Source organism: Sulfurimonas iocasae, from assembly GCF_047716755.1.
In the GTDB taxonomy this organism is placed as follows: Bacteria; Campylobacterota; Campylobacteria; order Campylobacterales; family Sulfurimonadaceae; genus Sulfurimonas.
The window spans coordinates 2,760,737-2,778,217 of record NZ_CP180409.1; the positions used below are offsets into that span (position 1 = coordinate 2,760,737).

Genomic DNA, 17,481 nt, shown 5'->3' on the forward strand with positions numbered 1-17,481 from the left:
AATAAAAGGAAAACAAAATGGATAGAAGAAAATTTTTAGGCGTAGGTCTTGCAGCTTTTGCTGCAATCGTTGTGCCAGGAACAGATTTAAGAGCAATAGATTTCAGAACTACTAAGCCAAAAGCATGGGAAGTAGAGAAAACAGTTGATGGTATCAAAGCACTTTATGGTAATGCAGGGCTAAAAAAAGCTACAGGTAAGCAATTAGAATTTAAAGCTCCAAAACTAGCTGAAAATGGTGGTTCAATTCCAATTACGGTTAAATCATCACTAGACCTAGAATCAATAGCACTTTTCCAAGATGCTAACCCAAGATGTTTATCTTGTGTATTCTCAGTACCTGCAGGTGCAATCATTGATTATGATTTCAGAATCAAAATGAGACAAACTGCTGTTGTAACAATTGTTGGTAAAGAAAGAGGTACAGGTGCTCTGTATACTGCTTCTAAAGAGATAGATGTATCTATTGGTGGTTGTGGAGGTTGATATACCTCCCCTTCGACAACGAAATATAAATAAAAAATAAAAAAATAAAAAGGTAATTAAAATGGCAAAGATGAAAATTAAAGCAAAAGAAAAAAAAGGTATTGTTAAAGTAAAAGCAATGTTTACAAGTTTAATGGCTGACAAAGAAGAAGCAATTAAAAAAGGAATCAGTCCTTCATACATCAGATACGTCGTTGCTAAAGTTAACGATGTTGTAGTATATGAAGTAACTATGAGTGGTTTCATGTCTGAAAATCCACTTGTTAAGTTTAAGTTCAAAGGTAAAAAAGGTGATAAAGTCACTTTTACTACAACAGATAACGAGAATAAAACGGAATCAGGCACTAAAAAAATCAAATAGGGATACCTTATGAAAATAAAAATTATTATTTTATTAGCGATAGTTGCATTTGTTGTTTCTATGCCGTTTATCTTTAATAAAAGCGTTACAATTACCAATCCAAGCGAGCTTGACGCAGATGATAACTTTATTCTATATGAGTGGGTTGAACCACGCACAGGCACTAACAAAGAGTGGGATTATAACTTAAAACCAGTACAAGTTAGTGACAGAGTATGGTGTTTCTTCGGTGCTATGGAAATGCCAACTAAAGAGAATGCAGGTGATATGTCTAACAGTTGTTACATCAAAGGTAAGGATAGCTGGATAGCATGGGATAGTGGTCCATCTTATATATTTGCAAAGCAAGCTCATGCAGCTATGAAAAAGATTGCTGATTTACCTGTTAAGTCAGTTATAGTAAGTCATGAACATGATGACCATTGGTTAGGTAATAATTACTATAAAGAGACTCAAGGTGCTGTTGTTTATGGTCCAAAGTCTGTTAATGTAAATTATCTTGGTTATGATGAGCATACTGGAAAGCCAAATGAAAACACTAGAGATGTTCCACCTCAAACTAGAATGATTAGGGCTCTTTACCAAAATGCAATCAGAGGCACAAAACTAGCCGCAGTTGATAAATCTTTTGATGAAACAACTAAACTTACACTTCATGGTGTTAAAATGGAATATGTAAAAGTTGGTTATGCACACTCTGAAGAAGATTGGTTTTTATATCTTCCAGAAGATAAAGTTGTGCTTGTTGCAGATGTTGTAATGAATGGTAGGGTAACTTCAAATCGTGATGGTATAGTTGTTGGTCAGTTAAATGCACTTAAAGCTATCAAAGCTAGAGATTGGAATCACTTAGTCCCAGGACATGGTTTTATAACTGATAAGACAGCTGCTGATGAAGCTGTTCAATACTTTACACTTTTAAAAGATAGAGTTCTTGAGGGTATTGACGAAGAGATACATCCGAGTTTTATTACTAAGCATGTAACTCTTGAAGAGTTTAGAAATAAAGAGTTATATTACCTTCTAAGTCCAGATAATGTTTTTAGATCTTATGAAGAACTAGAAATGTATGAAGGTGATGACGAATAATAGTCTATAATAAGACTATTATTCTTTTTCTATTTGTCTCTATTCTAAGCATTTGTAGTGCTGATAATTTTTAATAATATATACAATTTTAGGTGATACGAAGAAAGAACACAGCTTGTGTTCTTTCTTTTGTATATACTTAGTTGTAAATGTTGTTAAATAATGATTAAATTCACACTGCATTATAAAAAATCCAAAAAACTTTGTTTTTGTTAACATAGATTTTAAATATAAGAGAGCGTTACTATATGTCATTAGTACAAGCCGGAAAGATTTTAGAACTATTTTATTCTACAAATAATGGTAGAATAAATACAACTGAGTTGGCTCTTGATGACAAGGGTGTTATAGAAGATAAGTATTATAACAAAGATATACAAAGATCAGTTTTAATAACTTCAGTTGAGAGTTACAAACTTGCAGCCAGTCATGGCATAGATGCTCCATATAGTGCCTTAGGGGAGAATATTCTCATAGATTATAACCCTTACCACTTAAAACCAGGAACGAGACTTACAATAGGTGATCTTGAGTTAGAGATTAGTCAAAATTGTACACTTTGTAAAAGTTTAGCAAAAGTGGATGCAAAATTACCAAAATTACTTAAAGATGATAGAGGTGTATTTGCAAAAGTTATTAATGGCGGAACTATTCGTAAGGGCGATAATATTTATCTTCTAAAATAGATAGTAAAGATTTCACAACACTAACACAAAGGAAAAAAATGAAATCAATGATTAAAAGTTTAGTTCTCACAATGATGATAGTAACTGGAGTTGTAGCAAATGCTGCACAAGATATTCAGATATACACGGCTGATAATTCAAAAGGTCAAATCACAGGAGCTTCTATAGAGAAAGCTTTTGTGGATGCAGGGTTTGTAATCTCTGGACACAATGATATGAATATAGCATTTAAAGGAAAGTTTCAAAAAACTAACCATAAAATGTATCGTCTTTTTACTCTTTATAAGAAAGATTTAGTTTTAGAGTTAGTTAAAATTACTCCGGATGCTGCACTATTTGCACCTCTTAGTATGTCAATATATATGAACAATGGTTCTAATGACATCTCTATTTCATCTCTAGCAATAGACGGTATGGCTAAAGTTACTGGTATCCCTGCATCTAATAAACATATGGTTGAGTACTCTAAGTTAGTTCGCGCTACTCTTGCAAAAGCTCTTCCAAATGGTCATTTTGAAAAAACTTCATATAAAGTATTAAAGCCTAAGGGTGAATTGATTACTAGATTTGTTTACGAAATGGAAACTCAAGGCGATGATATTGACGCAATTGATGAAGAGTTAGAAGGTATTCAAGAGGAGCTAGAGAGTTCACTTGAAACGGTTGGATTTGTAATTGCAGGTTTCAATAAACTAGGGGATGAGTTTAAGGAAGCTGGCTATAAAAAATATGACTTTTTTGATGCATATTCTATTTGTAAACTACCAGTTATTTTTCCAGTAGCAAAAACTCACCCAGAAGCTGGTGCATTTGCTCCTTGTACATTTTATATGTATAAAGAAAAAGGTTCTCAACAAATTCAAATGGCATACCCATCGGTATATAACTGGTTAAGCTCTTTAGATATTACAGATGAACCATCTACAAAAGCACTAGAAGATGCTCAAAGACTTATGATAAAAGTTGTTAACGAAGTTACAGAGTAATAAATAGTTTAAAAAAGGATAATCAAATGGCTATATCAAGAAGAAAAGCTTTACAGTTTTCAGGCGTTGTTGCAGCTACAGCTGCGATAAGTGGATGTAGTAAATCCAAAAATCTAAAACCAGAGCAAACACTTAAACCTGAAACTACTTTTAAAGCACCTATTGCCAAAGCAAAAGGTCCTAGAGTAGTTGTAGTTGGTGGTGGCTGGTCTGGGCTCTCCATCGCAAAATATACAAAGATTTTTGCTCCAAATGCAGATGTAGTACTGGTTGAGCAGAGACATGAGTTTGTATCATGCCCTCTTAGCAACTTATGGTTAGTAGATAAAATAGAGTTAGAGTTTTTAACTCATGATTATCTTCAAGCTGCAAGAGAAAATGACTATACATATTTCCATGCAACTGCAATCGGTCTTGATAGAGAAAATCGTATTTTAGAAACTAGTGATGGTGATATTGCTTTTGATTATTTAGTTTTTGCACCAGGTATTGATTATGATTATTCTAGATGGACAAAGGATATAGCATTTGAGACTAGACTTAGACAAGAGTATCCAGCTGGTTTTATACCTGGATCTGAACACATTACTCTACGAAACAAAGTTCTTAACTTTAAAGGTGGAAACTTTATTTTAACAGTTCCAAGCGGAAATTATAGATGTCTTCCTGCTCCTTATGAAAGAGCTTGTGTAATTGCAGATTACTTCAAACAAAAAAAATTAAAAGCTAAGGTTATACTACTGGATGAAAATAATGCTATAACTATTAAAAAAGAAGGTTTTCAATCTGCTTTTAATGAACTTTATAGTGATTATATTGAATATATGCCTAACACAGTTATTAAAAATATTGACTTAGATAATAAAACTGTAGAGACAGAATTTGATGAAATCAGTTTTGAAGAAGCTGCTTTCTACCCACACGTTAGAGGGGCTAAGATTTTAGAAAGAGTTGGTATTGCAAAAGATGCAAAAAATATGCTAGAAGGTGATATTAACACTCTTACATATGAAGTTAATGGTGAAAAAGATATCTTTATTACAGGTGATTCTAGACCGATGGGCTTTTCTAAATCAGGAAATACTTCCAATTCAGAAGGACATCATGTAGCTAAATTAATAGCTACAAAGATAAATAAAACAAAAAAAATAAAATGGGAATCACCAACTACTGCTTGCTTTTCTGCCGTTTCTATTGCACCTGAGAGAGCCATATATATCTATACTCAATATGCTTACAATAAAACAGATTTAACATTTAATTTTACATCAACAACTAGCAGTGAAAATTGGCTTAAAGATGGGGCTGTTAATGCAAATTCTATTCATGATTGGGCAACTGCTCTATATGCAGATATGTTTGATAAGTAGTATTAATTAAAGTAAATATAGAATGGATATTGGTACTCTAGGAGACTTTTGCACCAATATCTAAAGATAAATCCTAATCAAGCTTTTCACCCTCTTTTGTTATCCATATAAATACGAGAGGAATGAAAACAAGAGTTAAGAATGTTCCAACAATAAGTCCACCAATAGCTACTGCCCCAAGAGGAGCTAAACGCTCTAAACCAATAGCTGAACCTAGAGCGATTGGTAACATTCCTGCTGATACTGCAAAAGCAGTCATAAGAACAGGTCGAGTTCTAATACGAATAGACTCAAACATCGCTTCTTTTTTATGCATGCCCGCTTGCATCTTCTCCATAGCAAAGTGAATAAGTAATATAGCATTGTTTACAATAATACCAGATAACAATATAAAGCCCATCATTGCTGGCATAGAAACATGATAGTTCATTATTAGTATCATCCATGATGCTCCTATGATGGTTAATGGAATAGAGACAAGAATCATCAAAGAAATTTTAATAGAGTTAAAGAGTGTGATAAGAGTGAAGAAAATTAATAATAAAGCAAATATAATCGCTCCAGTCATTCTTTGTGCTGATTCTTCAAACTGCTGTATATCTCCAACTTGTTCCATTGTAATACCTTCTGGTAGCACTACATCTTTGACTTGTTCTTCAAAACTACTCATAATATGTGAAATAGCAGCTTTTTCTCTAAAAGCATAAACATTTAGTGTGTATTTAAGCCCTTCTCTTGTTATAATTGACGGCTCTGTAATAGTTTTTACACTTGCTACTGCCGAAAGAGGTACTTTCCCCTTATCCGTAGTTAGAAGTACACTAAAGAGGTTTTTAATACTATTACGTTTTGCTTCATCTATCCAAACTCTCACGCCAAAATCTTTAGCATTTTGCAATTTAAAAGATGCTACTGTTTCTCCCTGAATATAAATTTGCATTTGTCTAATAATTTCTGCATTAGAAAGCCCGTAAAGTGTTGCTTTTTGCTCATCAATTATAAGCTCATAAACACGTTTATTGTTATGCCAAGTTTTAGAAACAGAGACTAATCCCTGTGTTTTATTCATGGCCTTTTCTATCATAAAACCAGCTTTATTTAAATCAACAAAGTTATTTCCAGATAATTTTACATCTATATTTGCTCTAATACTAGCAAGAGCTGTGGCTCCATAATCAACAACTTCAACACTCTTAATATTTTCAATAGATGCGAATTCTTTTCTTAACTTACGCTCTATTTCCCAGATACTATCTTTACGATGGTATCTATCAACGTAAGTAGCGGTAATAGATATCTGGTCAATACCACTTTCACTTCCTATACTCATAACACCAGCTTCTGAACCAATAGCACTAGATAGATATAAAAGTTCTCCATGCTTAGATATAATAGCATCTGCTTCTTTTACTATTTTCTCACTTGCTTGAAGAGGTAGATTTGCATCTACTGTTATAGAAATCATAACTCCTCCCGTATCCATAGGAGGCATAAGTTCTTGACCAACTGTAGGCATAACTTCTCTTATGCTTATAATAAAAAGAAATATCAGTAAGATAAAGTAGCTAAAAGCTACAACTTTACTTCTTAGAGCTGCTTTTACTACTAAAGAAAAAAAGTTTATGATAGCGCTATTTATACGATTTACCGTTTTTTCAAACAAAGCTTCAGAATTTAGTACCCAGGGGTGTTTAATAGTAAGTATTATGAGTGAAAGCAATGGTACTGCTGTGATAGAGATAATGTATGAAGCGCCCAGTGCAAGCAAAAGAGTTCCAACAAGCGGTTGAAAAATCGTTTGTGGATAACCTCCCACAAAGAGCATAGGGGCAAGAGCTATCATGGTAGTAATAGTACCAGATAAGTCCGCAAACATTATCTCTTTCGTTCCTTCAAAGACAGCTTTTTGTATATTATCATTCTTTTCTTTGTAGTGTCTCTCTATGTTTTCCATAACTACAACAGCATCATCGAGTAAAAGTCCAAGAGCTAAAATAATAGCGGTAAGTGTTACAACACTAAACTCTATACCAACTATCCACATAAGTGCTATAGTAGTTGCATAAACTAATGGAATAGTTACTAAAACAACAAGCACTTGTCTAAAAGAGGCAAGAAAAAAGAACACAACGAGCGTTGTCATAATAACAGCATCTCGTAGTCCTTCAAACATATTTATTTCACTTTGAACAATGGTGTCTTTTTGTGTATCTGTTACTTCAAAGCTAAGCTCTGGATAGTGCTTTTTTAGTTCTTCTATCTCTTTTTCAACAAGATTTATACTCCTTAAAACATCAGCGTTTAAATCACGCTGAACGGCTATGGCTATGGCTTCTTTTTGATTTCCAAAGTAAAGAGCACTGTTTTCATAATGTCCAAAATAAATTTTTGATACATCCCCAAGCGTAATATCTTGAGTAATATACATAGCTTTTAATGCAGCTATACTACTTCTTTTTGCATTAGATGCTAATAAATATCTATCTTTTTTACTTGTTATGAATCCTATAGCATAGTCGTTGTTGTTGCTCTCTATTGTCGCCATTACCTGAGATAAATCAAGTCCATATTGATCAAGTTTTTCTTTATCTATGATAATCTGAAGCTCTTTATCATAACCACCAAAAACATCTATATTTGCAATACCTTTAATTTGAATAAGCTTATGTTTTATCTCTGTTTGCGCAAGTTGTCTAATGTCTTCAAGTGCAACACTTTTATCTTTTGAACTAATAGCTATTGTTATAATTGGAGCTGTAGCAGATGTGATTTGTATTATTTTTGGAGGTAGTATGGAACTAGGTAATTCACCTTTTATCTTATCGAGTGAATTACCTACATCACTTGAAGCTGCATCTATACTCTTTGTGTATTCAAACTCAGCATTTATAACACTTACTTCATCAATAGTGGTCGAGTAAACACGACGAATCTTATTTAACGTGTATAGTTCTTCTTCTATGGGTACACTTACATTAGAAGCAATAGATTTTGCTGATGCCCCAGGATTGACTATGACAACGGCAATGGTTGGATAGTTTGAATCAGGAAAAAGCTTACGGTCAAGTTTTTGATATCCTATTATTCCTAAAACAATAAAAAGAACTAAAAAAGAGTATATAAAATAAGGTCGTCGGAGCAGTCTCTCAATCCATGAAGATGATTCTCTCATCTTAATTCTCCTTACTTATATTTACTAATCCTAATGTTGGAAGTATTGATAGTTTTGCTTCTGAAGCTACTGCCATTGGCTCTTTTGGACAACTCTCCAAGATGGCTTCTTGAGTATTTTCAAGTAAAACATTTATCTTTTGTGCTTGAAATTTATTATCTTTATAAAGCATAATCAATCTCTCATCTTTTTTGTTAAGTATAGCATTTAGTGGAATTGTACAACCGTTTTGTTCAGCCGTAACTACATCTATGTTTATAAATGATTTGTTTGCAAAAGCAAGAGGTGTTGAGAGTTTTATTTCGGCTACAAGTAGAGCATTTTTTGCATCATCATAAGTTTTCATTATTTCCCCAACTTCTTTGTTATCAACTAAGACTTTTTGTCCTTTGATTATGGGTTGGGAAGTAGCTGCATAAGAAAAAATAAGTTTTTGATCATTTGAATTTAAAGATATGATAGGCTTGGAAGGAGATGCTAAATTTCCAGCGTCTAAAAAGATAGTTCCTACACTGCCACTAAAAGGAGCTTTTATATGCAGATAGCTAAGTTGTGCTTGGGATTGTTTGATTTTTTCAACTGTTGCATAGAAGTTTGTTACTCTGTTTTGGTAATCAACATTTGCATCATCATATTTTTCTTGAGATATAGCCTTTATATCTAAGAGTTTTTTATTTCTTTGAAGTGAGCGTTTAGCATTTGCTACATCTATGTCTAATGTCTCTTTTTGTTTTATTAAAGTGGCAAGATTTGCACGAGTTTCTCTATCATCAAGGGCTATAAGCAAGTCCCCTTTTTCGACAATAGAATTTTCTTTCACATATATATTTTTTATCTCCGCTGAAAACTTTGAGGAGATAAGAGCACTTTTGTCTGCTAATAACTGTGCTAAAAAATGTCTTGTTTGACGCAAAGTTTTTGTCTTTGCCACTACGCTTTTCGTGCTATATATATATGTTTTAGGAGTAGGTAGCTCTAAAACCTCTTTTTGTTTTGCTAACAAAAACTTTGCAGCCACAAAAATCATAACGATTACAATTATACCTAATATAATTTTTTTCATTTTACATCTCCTTTTTCTAGTAGGTAGTCTAAGTAGTAGTTTGCTATTTGATAACTATATTTAGCATCTATTAATTGTGCATTAGAAAGTTCTTTTTTAGCACTTGTATCAAGTAAATCAGTAAGTGATAGCGCGTCATTTTCATAACTAACTAGCTCCATTTTATAAGTTTCACTAAGTAACTCATACTGAATACGTGAATATTTATGCTCTTCTGCAGCTAGTTTTATCTTGTTTTGAGCAGTTATAATCTCTTTTCGTAACTCTACCTCAACATTGTTACTCTTTAGTTTTGATTGCATATAAGATAGTCTTGCTTCTTCAGTAAGGGCTGAAGTTTCTCCAAAATCAAAGATATTCCACCTCAAGTGTAGGCCAATTTGATAATCCTCTTCACTGTTATACTCACCTTCTTCTATAAGTGTTTCTCCAGCAGTTGGCGCTGTGCTTGTCACGGGTACTGTGTTTGTAGTATCATTTGGACCAAAGATTTGAGCATAAGATGCACTAAAATCTATTTTAGGATAGTATGCAGCTTTTGCCTGATCTATTTTTCTTTCATTTGCTTGAACATCTAACTCAGATGCTTTGTAGCGTTTAAGAGAATTAAGCTTTTGAGTTTTTTCTTTAAATGATGGTTTTTCATCTATACTTATCTCTACATCCTCAGTTTCATCAAAAGTTTTACCACCCATCAAAGAGCTAAGAGTCGCTTTTAATATATCTATATTCGTTTCAAGAGTAACCTCTTGTAATTCACTTTCTGTTAGAGAGTTTTTTGCTTTAAGATAGTCAATTCTTGATTTACTTCCAAGTTTAAACTCTTGTGAGATTTTGTCTAATAGTCTATTTTGTGACTTAGTATAAAGTTGCTGTGCATCTAATCGCTCCTGAGATGCGAGCAAAGAAAGATAAATATTTTTTACATTATATATAAGTTCTTCTCTTTCAAGAAGACCTTCTATAGCAGTAACTCTGTATTGCAAATCAGATATTTTATAAGTATTTTGTTGCATAAATCCATCAAATAGCATTACATTATAAGCTATGCCTACACTAAACATATTTTGTGTAGTAGGAATCTTATAAGAACCATCAGGCGAGCTAGATATGGACATAGGGGTTAGTGACGTTAAAGTTCTTGCATTGCTATAGTAATCATAAGATGCTAAAGCATCAATTTTTCCAAACTTTTGTGCTTGCGTAGCTTCGCTCATACTTTTAGAGCGTTTTGTTGAGATATTTGCTTGTTTAATAATATTATTATGTTCTAATGCATATAAAATAGTATCATCAAGACTCATTGCCTCAAGGTACGTAAAAAAAGTAAAGTAAAGTAATAATAAACGTTTCATGTATCTCCTTTTCCATCATAAAATAATAAATTATACGAATTATATATTTTATGTGTTAGGTCTTTATTAAGAGAGTGATAAATGAGGCTTTTTTTTATAAAAAAAGAAGAACAAAGTGCCTATAATGCACTAGTTTAACTAGTAGTAAGTTTTCACAAGCTTAGCTTTTTCAAAGCCTTGTGAAGAGATAGAATAAAGAATTTTTACTTTTCTTTATTCTCTATTGCATCTTTAGCAGTTTTAATTGCACTGCCTAGAGCTGTTTTAGCCACTCCCCAAGCTTGCTTACCCATTCTCTTAGCTTCTTGTGCCGCTTCAGATTTAAGAGCCGTATCAGCTTTCCTAACAGCTTCTTTTGCAAACGAAGAGAACCTATCTCTCATAATATCTGCAGTCTCTTTAGAAATATGAACTAACTCTTCTAAATCGTAGTGCATATCTTTATTTATATCTAGGAGTAGTTTTCTTATTTCTTGAGTATTTTCACTTGCTTGAGTCTGAACAACTTGAGAGAAGAGAGTATCAGTCTGATTTAAATCTTCCATTATAGTGTCATAATCTTCTATTAAAATATGTTTTGCTTCAACGGGCATATGAGATAAACGTTTTTTAAATCTGTCAATAGAGCGAACAAGACCGCTTCTCATTCCGCGAAGAGTAGCATTTAATATATCATCAGCTTTTGTCGGAGTAGCTTCTGCAATATCTACCGCTGAATATAAAATTGTAGAGAGTATCTTTCTGATTCTAATGGTATTTAGTGAACCCTCTTTAATAGCTTCAAAAGTTATATCTTTAATAACCTCTTCAGTGCTCTCTCTTATATCACCATCTTTATCTTTTTCAAGAGCAGTAATAATCGCTGACTCAACCATCTCGCTTAAAAAATCATACAAGTCAATAGACTCTAATTTAACCTGATGAAGTTTAGATAGTGCACTTTGCTGATCTTTTAATTGAACTTCTATAGCATTAAAAACATTATATTTAGATTCTTGAAGTTCTTCGGATTTTTTCTCTAAACTTCTCTCAATCATCTCTTTTTGTGCTAAAAGAGATTCAACATCACTCTTTAGAGTTTTAGTCTCAATATCTAAAATAGTTGTAGCAATGCTTTTAAGCTCATGCAAATTTAACTCATTTACTTTTACATTTAATTCATCACTAATATGATTCATTGCGTGAGCTACTCTCTTATCGACACTTTTAAATCTATGATTGTAAGAGTCATTTAAATCGCCTGTTAATTTATCTAAATCCATTATTGCTATTCCTTGAATTTTATTTCATAAAATGAAGAGAACCTCCATTTAGTTAGTCAGATAAAGGAATAAAACTCCTTTACCTTCGCCTATATCCACTAAGGCGATTAAAGATAATTTCCTATAGTACCATTTTAATATTTTGATGTGCCTTTAGAGCTTCATATATAAAGTTTCTGTCATCTTCATTATGAACAAGAAGATCCAGATTCATACTTACATATTTTCCGCCTTTAGAATTTTTAGAGTGTGTGAGCTTGTGCTCTCTCTCGATTATAACATCATGTATAGCTTTTTCTAAAGCTTCTTTCTCCCCTGCAATTAGTTTATAAGACCAAGAACATGGGTAGGTAAGTTCAAGTTTGTCAGTTCTATCGTTTAAAATCTCCACTTTTGCCTCCTGATTTTTCCTCTAGTTGTACATTGCTTATTATCATGCCTTTGTCTATTGCTTTAACCATATCGTAGATTGTTAAAAGACCGATACTTGTTCCAGTTAATGCTTCCATCTCAACACCAGTCTGTCCTGTAAGTTTTGCAGTAACAGTTAGTTTAAAACCTGGAAGTTCTGCTAACTCTTCAACATCACAGTTGATTCCACTTAAATTTAGAGGATGACACATAGGAATAAGGTCACTAGTCTTTTTAACACCCATAATTGCTGCGATTACGGCAGTTTGCAAAACAGGACCTTTTTTAGTTTTTTCACTTACTATTGCATCGTAAGCATCTTGGCTCATTTGTATAATTCCAGATGCAACAGCTACTCTTGTTGTTTGATTTTTGTCAGATACATCAACCATTTTTGGTCTTTGATTTTCATCTAAGTGAGTTAAGTTCATTGCTATTCTTTAAATTGTATTTTTCTAATTATAGCAGAAGTAAGTAAGCTCTTTTATTGTTCATCTTTTTGTTTTCTAAAGAGGTGATATTTAGATTTTTTAAAAGCCTTTTTCATGAGTTCTTCTGGGCATTCATCTACATTTCTCCAAATACCAGAAGGACATTGTATTTCCAATGTTCCTTTTTCTTTATATTTTAATATTTGTTTTTCTGAAGGAATTTTGTGGGGAGGTTGGATGTCAATATCACTTAAATCTAAGTCTTGCACATAAAAAACAGTTTGGCGTCCTCCATCTAGATGGCTCCAATTAGGTAAGCCATCTACGGTGTAGTGTACTTTTTGCTTATTGCAATATTCTACAGCAAACACGTAAAATCCATCGAGCCTATGTTCTTTAGGTAGAGCAAAAACAACTCTTCCTTTTCCATATATAAGACTAAAAACTTCTTGTTTGAGTTTTACTTTAGAAAAGTAGCGCATTACACATCCTTTATTTTTCATATATTGTATTTAATCTATATTACAATAAAAATACATTGTTAAATAAGGCTTAATGCTTCTTTATATTCATGAGGATGATTGAGGTTTAAAAATGGCTTTTCATCATCAAAGTTTACAAAAGTAGTCTTTGAAGATTTTAGTAGAAACCCAAGTTTATGGTTGTCTTGTTCTAGCATTTTAGTGAATTTATTTTCAAGTGAACGATGATAGATGCCACACATGGGCTGAACACCAAACTCTGTTTGGGCTATAGTTGCATCTGAGTCTTTTGTATCTGCATCTATGATTTTTTTTATCTCTTTTTGGCTTACAAAAGGTGCATCTACGCTAAGAGCAAAAAAAGAATCCTCTTTTAACTCTTCAAAAATGGCGACAAACCCAGCAGTTGGAGCAAAAGTGTTTATGCTCTTAGTATCTTCTATAAATTTAGCTTCCTTGTTCTCTGTGAGAAAGTTAAACTTACTTTTGTCTTTACATGAGATATATACTGTTTTAAAGATTTTGTTTAAGCGGGAGAGTTGAAATTCAGTAAGAGTGCTAAAGCCTGCAAAAGGAAGAAGAGATTTATCTTCTCCCATTCTGCTGCTTTTGCCACCTGCGAAGATGACACATGGGATATCTAGCATTTAGTTTTTAGTTTTTAGTTAACACAGCTTCGATACGTCTGTTTTGTGCACGACCCTCTTTTGTAGAGTTATCAGCAATAGGATTTGATTCTCCCATTCCAGCTGAAGATACTCTATCAGCAGGTACACCTTTTTTCAGTAGTATATTTTTTACAGCATTAGCTCTTTTTTCAGATAATTTTTGGTTGTAGCTTTCGCTTCCTTTGCTATCTGTATAGCCAATTATTTCAGTACTGTATGAGTTATAGTTATTTAAAAAATTTGCATATTTTTGAATAATGCCATACGATTTTTGATTTATAACATCAGAGTTGTTTTCAAATTGAATATTAAGAGTTATTTTCAGAGGACAACCGTCACTATTTACTGCATCACCTACTGGAGTATTTGGACATATGTCTATAGAGTTTAAAACACCATCTTTGTCATCATCTCCATCTATAAAACAACCTTGAGCATTAACTCTCTTACCTGCTGGAGTTGTAAGACATTTATCAACAGAGTTTAAAACACCATCTTTGTCATCATCGCCATCTATAAAACAACCTTGAGCATTAACTCTTTTACCTGCTGGAGTTGTAGGACATTTATCAACAGAGTTTAAAACACCATCTTTGTCATCATCGCCATCTATAAAACAACCTTGAGCATTAACTCTTTTACCTGCTGGAGTTGTAGGACATTTATCAACAGAGTTTAAAACACCATCTTTGTCATCATCGCCATCAACTGGTGCTACTGGTGCGGCTTTTTGAGCTTTTGAACCAAACGCAATGTTAAGACCGGCAAGAACAGCTAAGTTATTGTCATTTCTACTGTCATTGTATTTTTGCATGTAAACAGCTTCAAGTTTTAAAGCTATCATATCGTTAAAAGGAATCTTAGCACCTACACCTGCATTTATAAATGCGCTGTCAGCGTTTCCAGTACTTGCTGTGTAACTACCTTCGTTCATACTCTCGTATCCAAGACCAATTTTAGCAAGAGGAATGATACTTCCAACTTTCTCATATTCATAAACGCCGTTTAGTGCAAAACGCCAAACATCTGTATCTGCATTGCTTGGAAGCTGCTTAGTATTGTAGTCAGCCTTAGAGTAAGAAAGAGAAAGCTCAGGCTTTATTACAGAGTCAAGTCCGTTGTATTGAAACTCAGCACCAAAAGTTGCATAGTCATCTAAATCGATATTCCCCTCAGCTATGTTGTAGCCGATAAGAGGAGTAATTTCGTAGTTGTAATCAGTAGCCATTGCTACACTACCTAGCAAAAGCGCAGGTATAAGTAGTAGTTTTTTCATGTTATTCCTTCATAAATATTGTTGAAATTATATCTTTATATATCTTAATTGTGCATGGTATGAAAAATTAATTTTTATCCTACAAATTAATTTTTATCTAGGGTCTGTAATATATCCAGTTATGGCAGAAATCGCTGCAACAGCAGAGTTTGCCAAATATACTTTTGAAGTTCTAGAACCCATACGACCAACAAAGTTACGGTTAGTTGTAGAGACAGCTACTTCATTGTCACCAAGGATACCCATATAACCACCAAGACAAGCTCCACAAGTAGGATTTGATACGACACCACCTGCATCTATGATGATATCCATATATCCAAGTCTATAAGCTTCTTTTAGAATTCTTTGTGTAGCAGGAGTAACGATAAGGCGAACATCTTCATGTACTTTTTTACCCTCAAGTATCTCTGCAGCAATTTTTAAATCACCTAAACGACCGTTAGTACAACTTCCAATGAAAGCTTGGTCAATTTTGATTTTATCACTTACAGCCTTAGTGATGCTATGTCCATTTGATGGTAAGAAAGGGTAAGCAATTACAGGCTCTAACTCTGCTACATTAATGTCTAAAGTCAAACAATAAGTTGCGTCTTCATCTGAATAATGAATACGAGGTTCACGAGCTAAGTTTTTGTCTGCTAAAAATTCTTTAGTAACATCATCATAAGCTACTATTCCACTTTTTGCTCCAGCTTCTATAGCCATATTACACATAGAAAATCTATCGTCCATGTTTAAATGCTCTATAGTGCTACCTGTAAATTCTAAAGTTTTATATAAGGCACCATCAACACCAATCATACGGATGATTTCTAAGATGATATCTTTACCTGTTGTATATTTGCCAGGTTTTCCACTGAGAACAACTTTGATAGACTCAGGAACTTTAAACCAGTTTCCACCGCTAATCATTGCAAATGCTAAGTCTGTTGAACCCATTCCAGTTGAGAATGCTCCTAAAGCACCGTGAGTACAAGTGTGCGAATCTGCACCGATGATTACATCACCTGGAACAATAAGACCTTTTTCAGGTAAAAGAGCATGCTCGATTCCCATATCTTTTTCATCAAAAAAGTTGCGAAGTTTATGTTTTTTGGCAAAATCACGGCTAATTCTAGCTTGGTTTGCAGACGCTATATCTTTTGCAGGGATGAAGTGGTCAAGAACAATCGAAAATCCATCCGGATTTGCAAGTTTTTTAGCACCACTTAGATTGAAAGCACTAATAGAAATAGGAGTTGTAATGTCATTTCCAATAACCATATCGATGTTTGAACGGACAATTTCTCCAGCAAAAACTTCTTTGCCAACATGCTCGGAAAATATTTTTTCTGTTATTGTTTGAGCCATAATAAACCTTTGTAAATATAATAATTCCGCGATTATACCATTTATGATTAAAAATTATAGTGAAACTAAGTTTATTGACGATTTAACACAACTAAAAACGATAATAATTGAGTACAATGCATCAAATGAAAATTAACGGTTATAATTAAATGATATATGATATTTTTTCTCCATCGCAAAAATTAGAAAGTATAGTTAAACAGTATGTTGTCATTAATTCACTTGATGGAGTGGAGAATTTACTATTTCTTCCAAACGGATGCAACTTTATAGTTTTTAATAGAGGGATAAAAGGATATACAAAGATATATACGGAAGATAATCACTTTCCGATCCCTACAAATTACTCAATAAGTATAAAAACAAATAAAGTAGAAAGTTTTGTCTTAAGTAACGAAATTGGCTCTAAAAGCATATCATTTCCTATGATTTTTGCTGAACTAACACCTATTGGTTATTATAAACTATTTAATAAAGAAGCGTCTGTGTTAAACACCTCCTATGAAGAACTAAACCCTAAAGTGATAGATATGTATTTTAAAGAACTTTATACTCACAACACTATAGAAGAAGAACTGGAGTACTTAAACTGGTCTTTAGAGCTAATCTATACGTCACAAGATAGTCCGCATCTTGCTATATACGATGTAATTGATAGGATATCAAACTCTTATCGCTTTGAAGTAACCGTTGAGAAGCTTACAAAAGAGTTTGGATGCAGTAGAAGTACTATAGAGCGAGAATTTAAAAAAGTTGTCGGTCTAACTCCAAAGAATTTTATATTTGCATCTAAATTTTGTAAAACCGTTCTTGCATACGTTGAAGATGAATGTACCTTTAAAGAGTTAGAGTATCTATATAGTGACAACTCTCACATGAATGCTGTATTTAAAAAGTTTTTAGGTGTAAGTCCAAGTGTTATAGTTAAAGAAGTTGCAAACAAAAAGATACAGATTTATCAGATGCAAAAGATTAAGTAAATGATAAGCTACCAAGAAAAAAAGCGCTTAGTCGCTAAAGTAACCTTTATA

Annotated in this window: 17 protein-coding genes; 7 read left to right on the top strand and 10 right to left on the bottom strand. The window is 33.1% G+C overall.

What is annotated here, in order from left to right:
- Nucleotides 1–17: 17 nt before the first annotated feature.
- The 6 genes from ACLHDE_RS14125 (at nucleotide 18) to ACLHDE_RS14150 (ending at nucleotide 4,977) form a co-directional block, all read left to right on the top strand.
- Nucleotides 18–485, top strand: coding sequence for a thiosulfate oxidation carrier protein SoxY (locus ACLHDE_RS14125; RefSeq protein WP_415397040.1), 468 nt, complete (start codon nucleotides 18–20; stop codon nucleotides 483–485).
- 61 nt (nucleotides 486–546) lie between these two features.
- Entirely contained in the window at nucleotides 547–846 is a 300-nt protein-coding gene (soxZ, locus tag ACLHDE_RS14130) for a thiosulfate oxidation carrier complex protein SoxZ (protein WP_415397041.1), read from the top strand.
- Nucleotides 847–855: 9 nt separating this feature from the next.
- Nucleotides 856–1,935, top strand: coding sequence for an MBL fold metallo-hydrolase (locus ACLHDE_RS14135; RefSeq protein ID WP_415397042.1), 1,080 nt, complete (start codon nucleotides 856–858; stop codon nucleotides 1,933–1,935).
- Nucleotides 1,936–2,183: 248 nt separating this feature from the next.
- Nucleotides 2,184–2,621, top strand: a complete 438-nt coding sequence (locus ACLHDE_RS14140; RefSeq protein ID WP_415397043.1) for an MOSC domain-containing protein — start codon at nucleotides 2,184–2,186, stop codon at nucleotides 2,619–2,621.
- Between the two features lie 38 nt (nucleotides 2,622–2,659).
- Complete coding sequence (locus ACLHDE_RS14145) at nucleotides 2,660–3,607, top strand: DUF302 domain-containing protein (protein ID WP_415397044.1); 948 nt, start codon at nucleotides 2,660–2,662, stop codon at nucleotides 3,605–3,607.
- A gap of 26 nt (nucleotides 3,608–3,633) precedes the next feature.
- On the top strand, nucleotides 3,634–4,977 hold the full coding sequence (locus ACLHDE_RS14150; protein ID WP_415397045.1) for an FAD-dependent oxidoreductase: 1,344 nt from the start codon (nucleotides 3,634–3,636) through the stop codon (nucleotides 4,975–4,977).
- 73 nt (nucleotides 4,978–5,050) lie between these two features.
- Here the strand turns inward: ACLHDE_RS14150 and ACLHDE_RS14155 are convergent, their stop codons facing one another.
- From ACLHDE_RS14155 to ACLHDE_RS14200, 10 genes are all read right to left on the bottom strand, one after another.
- Nucleotides 5,051–8,149 carry an efflux RND transporter permease subunit gene (locus tag ACLHDE_RS14155; RefSeq protein ID WP_415397046.1) on the bottom strand — a complete coding sequence of 1,033 codons (3,099 nt, stop codon included), beginning with the start codon at nucleotides 8,147–8,149 and terminating at the stop codon, nucleotides 5,051–5,053.
- 1 nt (nucleotide 8,150) lies between these two features.
- Complete coding sequence (locus tag ACLHDE_RS14160) at nucleotides 8,151–9,212, bottom strand: efflux RND transporter periplasmic adaptor subunit (protein WP_415397047.1); 1,062 nt, start codon at nucleotides 9,210–9,212, stop codon at nucleotides 8,151–8,153.
- Entirely contained in the window at nucleotides 9,209–10,567 is a 1,359-nt protein-coding gene (locus ACLHDE_RS14165) for a TolC family protein (RefSeq protein WP_415397048.1), read from the bottom strand. Before ACLHDE_RS14165 ends, ACLHDE_RS14160 begins: the two co-directional genes overlap by 4 nt.
- A gap of 203 nt (nucleotides 10,568–10,770) precedes the next feature.
- Nucleotides 10,771–11,829 carry a DUF6781 family protein gene (locus ACLHDE_RS14170; protein ID WP_415397049.1) on the bottom strand — a complete coding sequence of 353 codons (1,059 nt, stop codon included), beginning with the start codon at nucleotides 11,827–11,829 and terminating at the stop codon, nucleotides 10,771–10,773.
- Between the two features lie 121 nt (nucleotides 11,830–11,950).
- Nucleotides 11,951–12,220: a YbeD family protein gene (locus ACLHDE_RS14175; RefSeq protein ID WP_415397050.1), complete on the bottom strand. Its 270-nt coding sequence runs from the start codon at nucleotides 12,218–12,220 to the stop codon at nucleotides 11,951–11,953.
- Nucleotides 12,201–12,671 (bottom strand): cyclic pyranopterin monophosphate synthase MoaC, encoded by a 471-nt coding sequence (gene moaC, locus ACLHDE_RS14180; RefSeq protein ID WP_415397051.1) that lies wholly within the window; start codon nucleotides 12,669–12,671, stop codon nucleotides 12,201–12,203. The genes ACLHDE_RS14175 and moaC overlap by 20 nt, the downstream gene beginning before the upstream one ends.
- 53 nt (nucleotides 12,672–12,724) lie before the next feature.
- Nucleotides 12,725–13,174: a hypothetical protein gene (locus ACLHDE_RS14185; RefSeq protein WP_415397052.1), complete on the bottom strand. Its 450-nt coding sequence runs from the start codon at nucleotides 13,172–13,174 to the stop codon at nucleotides 12,725–12,727.
- Nucleotides 13,175–13,212: 38 nt separating this feature from the next.
- Nucleotides 13,213–13,800 (bottom strand): molybdenum cofactor guanylyltransferase MobA, encoded by a 588-nt coding sequence (mobA, locus tag ACLHDE_RS14190; protein WP_415397053.1) that lies wholly within the window; start codon nucleotides 13,798–13,800, stop codon nucleotides 13,213–13,215.
- 7 nt (nucleotides 13,801–13,807) lie between these two features.
- Nucleotides 13,808–15,097, bottom strand: a complete 1,290-nt coding sequence (locus ACLHDE_RS14195; protein WP_415397054.1) for an OmpA family protein — start codon at nucleotides 15,095–15,097, stop codon at nucleotides 13,808–13,810.
- 93 nt (nucleotides 15,098–15,190) lie between these two features.
- Entirely contained in the window at nucleotides 15,191–16,450 is a 1,260-nt protein-coding gene (locus ACLHDE_RS14200) for a 3-isopropylmalate dehydratase large subunit (RefSeq protein WP_415397055.1), read from the bottom strand.
- A gap of 149 nt (nucleotides 16,451–16,599) precedes the next feature.
- Here ACLHDE_RS14200 and ACLHDE_RS14205 point away from each other — a divergent pair, with 149 nt between their 5' ends.
- Nucleotides 16,600–17,430, top strand: coding sequence for a helix-turn-helix domain-containing protein (locus ACLHDE_RS14205; protein WP_415397056.1), 831 nt, complete (start codon nucleotides 16,600–16,602; stop codon nucleotides 17,428–17,430).
- Nucleotides 17,431–17,481: the final 51 nt, after the last annotated feature.